At 73.9% G+C, this 7372-nt stretch carries 7 protein-coding genes; 2 read left to right on the top strand and 5 right to left on the bottom strand.

Going from position 1 to position 7372, the window contains the following annotated elements; translation table 11 throughout:
- Window positions 1-38: 38 nt before the first annotated feature.
- The gene (locus tag GTQ99_RS17185; RefSeq protein WP_166616952.1) at window positions 39-275 is read right to left on the bottom strand and encodes a hypothetical protein; all 237 of its coding nucleotides are present in this window, start codon (window positions 273-275) and stop codon (window positions 39-41) included.
- A gap of 87 nt (window positions 276-362) precedes the next feature.
- Between GTQ99_RS17185 and GTQ99_RS17180 the strand changes: the two genes are divergently transcribed.
- Both GTQ99_RS17180 and GTQ99_RS26240 read left to right on the top strand, forming a co-directional pair.
- Entirely contained in the window at window positions 363-1325 is a 963-nt protein-coding gene (locus GTQ99_RS17180; RefSeq protein ID WP_166616951.1) for an asparaginase domain-containing protein, read from the top strand.
- A 128-nt stretch (window positions 1326-1453) separates the two neighbouring features.
- Window positions 1454-1750 carry a Dabb family protein gene (locus GTQ99_RS26240; protein ID WP_166616950.1) on the top strand — a complete coding sequence of 99 codons (297 nt, stop codon included), beginning with the start codon at window positions 1454-1456 and terminating at the stop codon, window positions 1748-1750.
- A gap of 66 nt (window positions 1751-1816) precedes the next feature.
- Here GTQ99_RS26240 and ilvC read toward each other — a convergent pair whose 3' ends face one another.
- The 4 genes from ilvC to ilvD form a co-directional block, all read right to left on the bottom strand.
- On the bottom strand, window positions 1817-2845 hold the full coding sequence (gene ilvC, locus GTQ99_RS17170) for a ketol-acid reductoisomerase (protein WP_166616949.1): 1029 nt from the start codon (window positions 2843-2845) through the stop codon (window positions 1817-1819).
- A 34-nt stretch (window positions 2846-2879) separates the two neighbouring features.
- Complete coding sequence (gene ilvN / locus GTQ99_RS17165; protein ID WP_166616948.1) at window positions 2880-3392, bottom strand: acetolactate synthase small subunit; 513 nt, start codon at window positions 3390-3392, stop codon at window positions 2880-2882.
- Entirely contained in the window at window positions 3392-5242 is a 1851-nt protein-coding gene (locus GTQ99_RS17160) for an acetolactate synthase large subunit (protein WP_166616947.1), read from the bottom strand. Before GTQ99_RS17160 ends, ilvN begins: the two co-directional genes overlap by 1 nt.
- A 317-nt stretch (window positions 5243-5559) precedes the next feature.
- Window positions 5560-7245, bottom strand: a complete 1686-nt coding sequence (gene ilvD / locus GTQ99_RS17155) for a dihydroxy-acid dehydratase (RefSeq protein WP_420814579.1) — start codon at window positions 7243-7245, stop codon at window positions 5560-5562.
- Between the last annotated feature and the right edge of the window lie 127 nt (window positions 7246-7372).

Raw genomic sequence — 7372 nt, 5'->3', positions numbered from 1 at the left:
AGGTCCCGGCGGCGGGGCGGGAGGGGGCCAGCGTCACGTCAGGACCCCGCGGGGTCGCTGCCCGCCGGGTCCGAGCCCGAGGGGTCCACCTGCGTGGAGTCGGAGTCGCCGGAGTCGGCGTCGCCGCCCTCGCCGCCGGCGGGGTCGGTGCCCGCCGGGTCAGAGCCCGCGGGGTCCACCTGGGTGGCGTCGGAGTCGCCCGAGTCGGCGTCGCCGGAGCCGCCGGCCACGCCCGCCGGGGTCGTGGTGATGTCGTCGTCGCTGAGTTCGCTCATGGCCGCGAGCGTGCCAGGTGCCCGACGCGCGCGCACGCGGACCCGGCCACCCCGCCCGCGCCGGGCCCGGCGGTAGGTTCGCCCGTCGTGAGCCCGGCCGACCCCTCCCCGCGCACCGCCCCCCTCGTGGTCGTCGTCACCACCGGCGGAACCATCGCCAGCACCCGCGACGAGCGCGGCGTGAGCGCGCCCTCGCTGTCGGGCGCCGACGTCCTCGGCGACGCCGGTGAGCGCGCCGGGGTGGCCGTGCGGACGGTGGAGGCGCTGCACGCGGACTCCTCGACGCTGTCGCTGGAGCAGGTGGCGCTCGTGCGCGCGGCGTGCGCGGCGGCGCTGGCCGGGGAGGACGTGCGCGGGGTGGTGGTCCTGCACGGCACCGACTCCCTGGAGGAGACGGCGTACCTGCTGGACCTGCACCACGACGACGAGCGCCCGGTGGTGCTCACCGGCGCGCAGCGCACCGCCGACGACCCCGACGGCGACGCCGCCGCGAACGTGCTGGCCGCGCTGCGCACGGCCGCCGACCCGGCCGCGCGCGGGCAGGGGGTGCTCGTCGCCTTCGGCGGCCGGGTGCTGCCCGCCGCGGGCACGACCAAGCGGCACACCACCGCCCTGGACGCCTTCGCCGCCCCGGACCCGCCGGGGCGCGGACCGGCGCTGGCGTGGCGCCCGGGCGCGCCGTGGCCGCGGGTGGACGTGGTGGCCGTGCACCCCGGCGCCGACGGGGCGCTCGTGGACGCGGCGGTGGCGCTCGGCGCCCGCGGCCTCGTGCTGGCCGCCCTGGGCTCGGGCAACACCACCGACGCCGTCGTGGACGCGGTGCGGCGGGCGTGCGCGGCCGGGGTGGCGGTGGTCGTGACGACCCGCGTGCCCGACGGCCCGGTGGCCACCACGTACGGCGGCGGGGGCGGCGGTCACGACCTCGCCGCGGCCGGCGCGGTGGGCGCGGGGCGGCTGCGGGCCGGTCAGGCGCGCGTGCTGCTGGCGGTGCTGCTGCGCGCGGGCGCCGACCGCGCGCGGGTCGGCGCGGAGTTCGCCGCCCGCGGCTGAGGCACCCCCGGCGCGCGGGCGGGCGGGCGGCTGGCACGATCGCGGCGGGCACCGGCCCGGCACCCGCCGCCGGACGGGGCCCGAGGACACCCGAGGACACCCGAGGACACCGCACGAACGGGGACGACGTGATCGAGCACACCGTCTGCTTCACCCTGGTCCACCCGGAGGGCTCGGAGGCCGAGCGCGCCTTCCTCACCGGCGCGCGCGAGGTGCTGACCGCCGTGCCCGGCGTGCAGGACTTCACCGTCAGCCGGCAGGTGAGCGCGAAGAGCGGGTTCCGCTTCCGCTTCTCCATGCGCTTCGCCGACGAGGAGGCCTACCGCGCCTACGACGCGCACCCGGAGCACGCGGCGTTCGTCGCGCGGCGCTGGGCCACCGAGGTGCGCGAGTTCCAGGAGCTGGACTTCACGCCCTGGCCGTGAGGACCGGACGCGCGAGGGCCCCGCACCGGTTCCGGTGCGGGGCCCTCGGTCGCTCGGCGGCTCGCGTCAGCGGGCGGCGGAGCCCTCGACGTAGTCGCTGTCGTCGGACTTCACCCACGCCATGAGCTTGCGCAGCTCGCGGCCGGTGGCCTCGATCGGGTGCTGCTCGGCCTGGGCGCGCAGGCGCTTGAACTCCGGCGCACCGGCGTCCTGGTCCTCGATGAAGCGCTGGGCGAAGGTGCCGTCCTGGATGTCCTTGAGGACGTCCTTCATGCGCTCCTTGACCGAGGCGTCGATGACGCGCGGGCCGGAGACGTAGTCGCCCCACTCGGCCGTGTCGGAGACGCTCCAGCGCTGCTTGGCGATGCCGCCCTCGTACATGAGGTCGACGATGAGCTTCAGCTCGTGCAGGCACTCGAAGTAGGCGACCTCGGGCTGGTAGCCGGCCTCGGTGAGGACCTCGAAACCGGTCTGCACGAGCGCCGAGGCGCCGCCGCACAGGACGGCCTGCTCGCCGAACAGGTCGGTCTCGGTCTCCTCGGTGAAGGTCGTCTTGATGCCGCCGGCGCGCAGGCCGCCGATCGCCTTGGCGTACGCCAGGGCCAGCGGCCAGGCGTTCCCCGTCGCGTCCTGCTCGACGGCGACGATGACCGGCACGCCGCGGCCGTCGACGTACTCGCGGCGCACCAGGTGGCCCGGGCCCTTGGGGGCGACCATGACGACGTCGACGTCGGCCGGGGGCTTGATGTAGCCGAAGCGGATGTTGAAGCCGTGGCTGAAGAACAGCGCCTTGCCGGCGCTGAGGTTCGGCTCGATGGACTCCGCGTACAGGCCGCGCTGCAGGTGGTCGGGGACCAGGACCATGATGACGTCGGCGGCCTTGGAGGCCTCGAACGGCGTGAGGACCTGCAGGCCCTGCTCCTCGGCCTTGGCGCGGCTCTTGGAGCCCTCCTTCAGGCCGACGACGACGTCGACGCCGGAGTCGCGCAGCGACAGCGCGTGCGCGTGGCCCTGGCTGCCGAAGCCCAGGACCGCCACCTTCTTGCCGGTGATCGTGGACAGGTCGGCGTCGTCGTCGTAGAACATCTCGGCCACTTCGGGTTCTCCTCGTTCGTGTCGTGCGGGGGGTTCAGGCGGACCGCAGCGCGCGGTCCGAGATGGCCCGGCCGCCGCGCGAGAGCGCGACGGAGCCGGACTGGACGAGCTCGCGGATGCCGAACGGCTCGAGCACGCGCAGCAGCGCGGCCAGCTTGTCCGGGCTGCCGGTCGCCTCGACGGTCACCGCGTCGGGGGCGACGTCGACCACGTGCGCCCGGAACAGCTGCACGGTGTCGAGCACCTCGCCGCGGGCGGCGGCGTCGGCGCGCACCTTGACGAGCATCAGCTCGCGCTGCACGGAGGCGTCGTCCTCGAGCTCGACGATCTTCAGGACGTTGATCAGCTTGTTGAGCTGCTTCGTCACCTGCTCCAGCGGCTGGGTCTCCACGTCGACGACGATGGTCATCCGGGAGATCTCACCGCGCTCGGTCGGTCCGACCGTGAGGGAGTGGATGTTGAAGTTCCGGCGCGCGAACAGCGAGGTGATGCGCATCAGGACGCCCGGCCGGTTCTCGACCAGGACGGAGAGGGTGTGGCGGCTCATCAGGAGATCACCTGCACGTGCGAGGGGTCGTCGGTGGACACGCCGTCGCTGTCGGCCTCGCGGTCCCACTCCGGGGACAGCCCGCGGGCGTACTGGATGGCGTCGTTGCTCACGCCGGCCTCGACCATCGGCCAGACCATGGCGTCGCGGTGGACGCGGAAGTCCACGACGACCGGGACGTCGTTGATCGCCATCGCCTTCTCGATGGTGGCGTCGACGTCCTCGGGCCGCTCGCAGCGCAGGCCCACGCAGCCGTAGGCCTCCGCGAGCTTGACGAAGTCCGGGATCGGCGTGGCGTGCGCGCCGTGGTGGTCACCGGAGTTCAGGTCGGTGTTGGAGTAGCGCTCGGAGTAGAAGAGCGTCTGCCACTGGCGCACCATGCCCAGGCTGGAGTTGTTGATGATGGCCACCTTCACGGGGATGCCGTTGAGGGTGCAGGTGGCCAGCTCCTGGTTGGTCATCTGGAAGCAGCCGTCGCCGTCGATGGCCCACACGACGGTGTCGGGCTTGCCCACCTTGGCGCCCATGGCCGCCGGCACGGCGTAGCCCATGGTGCCCAGGCCGCCGGAGTTCAGCCAGGTGCGCGGGTTCTCGTACTTGACGAACTGCGCGGACCACATCTGGTGCTGGCCCACGCCGGAGACGTAGACGGCCTCGGGGCCGGCGATCGCGCCGATGCGCGCGATGACGTGCTGCGGGGCGAGCGTGCCGTCGTCGGGCTCGGTGTAGCCCAGCGGGTAGGTGTCGCGCCAGGAGCTCGTGAGGTCGGTCCAGGCGGTGAGGTCCGCGCGCCCGTTCGCCTCGAACTCGGCGGCCACGGCGGCGGTCAGCTCGGCCAGGACGAGCTTGGCGTCGCCGACGATCGGCACGTCCACGGAGCGGTTCTTGCCGATCTCGGCGGGGTCGATGTCGGCGTGGATGACCTTGGCGTGGGGGGCGAAGCTGGGCAGGTCCCCGGTGACGCGGTCGTCGAAGCGGGCGCCGAGGGTGATGAGCAGGTCGGACTTCTGCAGCGCCGCGACGGCCGCCACGGTGCCGTGCATGCCGGGCATGCCGAGGTTGGAGGGGTGCGAGTCGGGGATCGCGCCGCGGGCCATGAGCGTGGTGACCGCGGGGATGCCCGTCAGGTCGGCCAGCGCGACCAGCTCCGGCGAGGCGTCGGCCTTGATGACGCCCCCGCCCACGTAGAGCACGGGGCGGTGGGCGGCGGCGATGAGGCGCGCGGCCTCCTTGACCTGCTTGCCGTGCGGGCGCGTCACGGGCCGGTAGCCGGGCAGGTCCACGCTCGTGGGCCACTCGAAGGACGTCGTGGCCTGCAGCGCGGACTTGGCGATGTCGACGAGCACGGGACCGGGGCGGCCGGTGGCGGCCAGGTGGAAGGCCTCGGCGATGGTGCGCGGGATGTCGGCGGGGTCGGTCACCAGGTAGTTGTGCTTGGTGATCGGCGTGGTGATGCCGGCGATGTCGGCTTCCTGGAAGGCGTCGGTGCCGATGGCCTTGGCGCCGACCTGGCCGGTGATCGCCACCATCGGCACGGAGTCCATGTTGGCGTCCGCGATCGGGGTGACGAGGTTGGTCGCCCCCGGCCCGGACGTCGCCATGCAGACGCCGACCTTGCCGGTGGCCACGGCGTAGCCCTCGGCGGCGTGGCCCGCGCCCTGCTCGTGGCGCACGAGGACGTGGCGCACGTGCGGGGAGTCCATCAGCGGGTCGTAGGCGGGCAGGATGGCGCCGCCGGGGAGACCGAAGACGACCTCGACCCCTACCGCCTCCAGGGAGCGGATGAGGCTCTGCGCGCCGGTGAGCTCGGCGACGGGGAGCTGCGGGTCCAGGGGGAGCTGCTCGGGCATCTCTCGTGTCCTCCTCGGGCGGTGCCGTTCACGGTGTCGTGCTCTCGGACGCCCAGCCGGTCGGTCAGCCGGACGCAAAAAGACCCCTCAGCCCGGGATGGCGTGTGAGGGGTCGCGCGCTCGGCCGAACGTGGTCAGCCGGCGCGCTGTCCGATGGCTACGAGGAACCGCATGCGGACGAAGGTATCCCCGTCGGCCCCGGCTGTCAGCCACGGGCGCGTCCCGTCTCACATCCTGGACAGATCGTCCACCTGGTGGACGCCCCGCCCCCTGAGGGCCTCCCGGCGGCCCCGCGCGGGGCCGCCGGGAGGCGGTGCTCAGCGGCAGACGGCCCCGAGCGAGGCGGACTGGACCTGCTTGGCGTACTTGGCCAGCACGCCGCGCTTGAAGACCGGCGGCAGCGGCTGCCAGCCCTCCCGGCGGGCCGCCAGCTCGGCGTCGTCCACGAGGACCTCCAGCGTCTTGCGCGCCACGTCCAGGCGGATGCGGTCGCCGTCGCGCACGAAGGCGATGGGACCGCCGTCGACGGCCTCCGGGGCCACGTGCCCCACGCACAGGCCCGTCGTGCCGCCGGAGAAGCGGCCGTCGGTCATGAGCAGCACGTCCTTGCCGAGCCCGGCGCCCTTGATCGCCCCGGTGATGGCCAGCATCTCGCGCATGCCCGGGCCGCCCTTGGGGCCCTCGTAGCGGATGACGACGACGTCGCCGGCGCCGATCGTGCCGTCCTCCAGGGCGTCCAGGGCCGCGCGCTCGCGCTCGAAGACGCGGGCGGTGCCCTCGAAGACCTCCGAGTCGAAGCCCGCGCTCTTGACGACCGCGCCGCCGGGGGCGAGGTTGCCGGACAGGATCGTGATGCCGCCCGTCTTGTGGATGGGGTCGTCCAGCGCGCGCAGCACGACGCCGTCGACGTCCGGCGGCGCGATGTCGGCCAGGTTCTCGGCCATCGTCCTGCCGGTGACGGTCAGCACGTCCCCGTGCAGCAGCCCGGCGTCCAGCAGGGCGCGCATGACGACGGGGATGCCGCCGATGCGGTCGACGTCCACCATGACGTGGCGGCCGAACGGCTTGAGGTCGCCCAGGTGCGGGACGCGGCCGGCGATGCGGTCGAAGTCGGCCAGCGTGAGGTCGACCTCGGCCTCGTAGGCGATGGCCAGCAGGTGCAGCACGGCGTTGGTGGAGCCGCCCAGCGCCATGACGACGGAGACGGCGTTCTCGAACGCCTCCTTGGTGAGGATCTGGCGGGCGGTGATCCCGCGGGCCAGCAGGTTCACCACGGCCTCGCCGGAGCGGCGGGCGTACCCGTCGCGGCGGCGGTCGGTGGCCGGCGGGGCGGCGCTGCCCGGCAGCGACATGCCGAGCGCCTCGGCCGCGGCGGCCATGGTGTTGGCGGTGTACATGCCGCCGCAGGCGCCCTCGCCCGGGCAGATGGCGCGCTCGATGGTGTCGACGTCCTCGCGCGACATCAGCCCGCGCGCGCACGCGCCCACGGCCTCGAAGGCGTCGATGAGGGTGACCTCGTGCTCGCTGCCGTCGGACAGCTTCGCCCGGCCCGGCAGGATCGTGCCCGCGTACAGGAAGACGCTCGCCAGGTCCAGGCGGGCGGCGGCCATGAGCATGCCCGGCAGCGACTTGTCGCAGCCGGCCAGCAGCACCGAGCCGTCCAGGCGCTCGGCGCTCATGACGGTCTCGACGGAGTCGGCGATGACCTCGCGCGAGACAAGGGAGTAGTGCATGCCCTCGTGGCCCATCGAGATGCCGTCGGAGACGGAGATGGTGCCGAACTCCAGGGGGTAGCCCTGCGCGGCGTGCACGCCGTCCTTGACGGCCTTGGCCAGGCGGTCCAGGGACAGGTTGCAGGGGGTGATCTCGTTCCAGCTGGAGGCGACGCCGATCTGGGGCTTGACCCAGTCGTCGTCGCCCATGCCCACGGCGCGGAGCATGCCGCGCGAGGCCGTCGCCTCGAGGCCGTCGGTGACCGTGCGGCTGCGCGGCTTGATGTCCACACCGGGGGCGACCCGGGGGCCGCGACCGTTCGTCTGCTGCGCTGGAGGGGTCTCGGTGCTCACGACCGCCGAGTCTAGGCCGCGCCCGCCCGCCCGGGCGCGGCCTAGACTCGGCGGTCGTGAGCAC

This window comes from Kineococcus vitellinus (assembly GCF_009906315.1).
GTDB classification, from domain to species: Bacteria; Actinomycetota; Actinomycetes; order Actinomycetales; family Kineococcaceae; genus Kineococcus; species Kineococcus vitellinus.
Note: the sequence above shows the minus strand (reverse complement) of the source record. Positions and strands in the feature narration are given on the sequence as shown.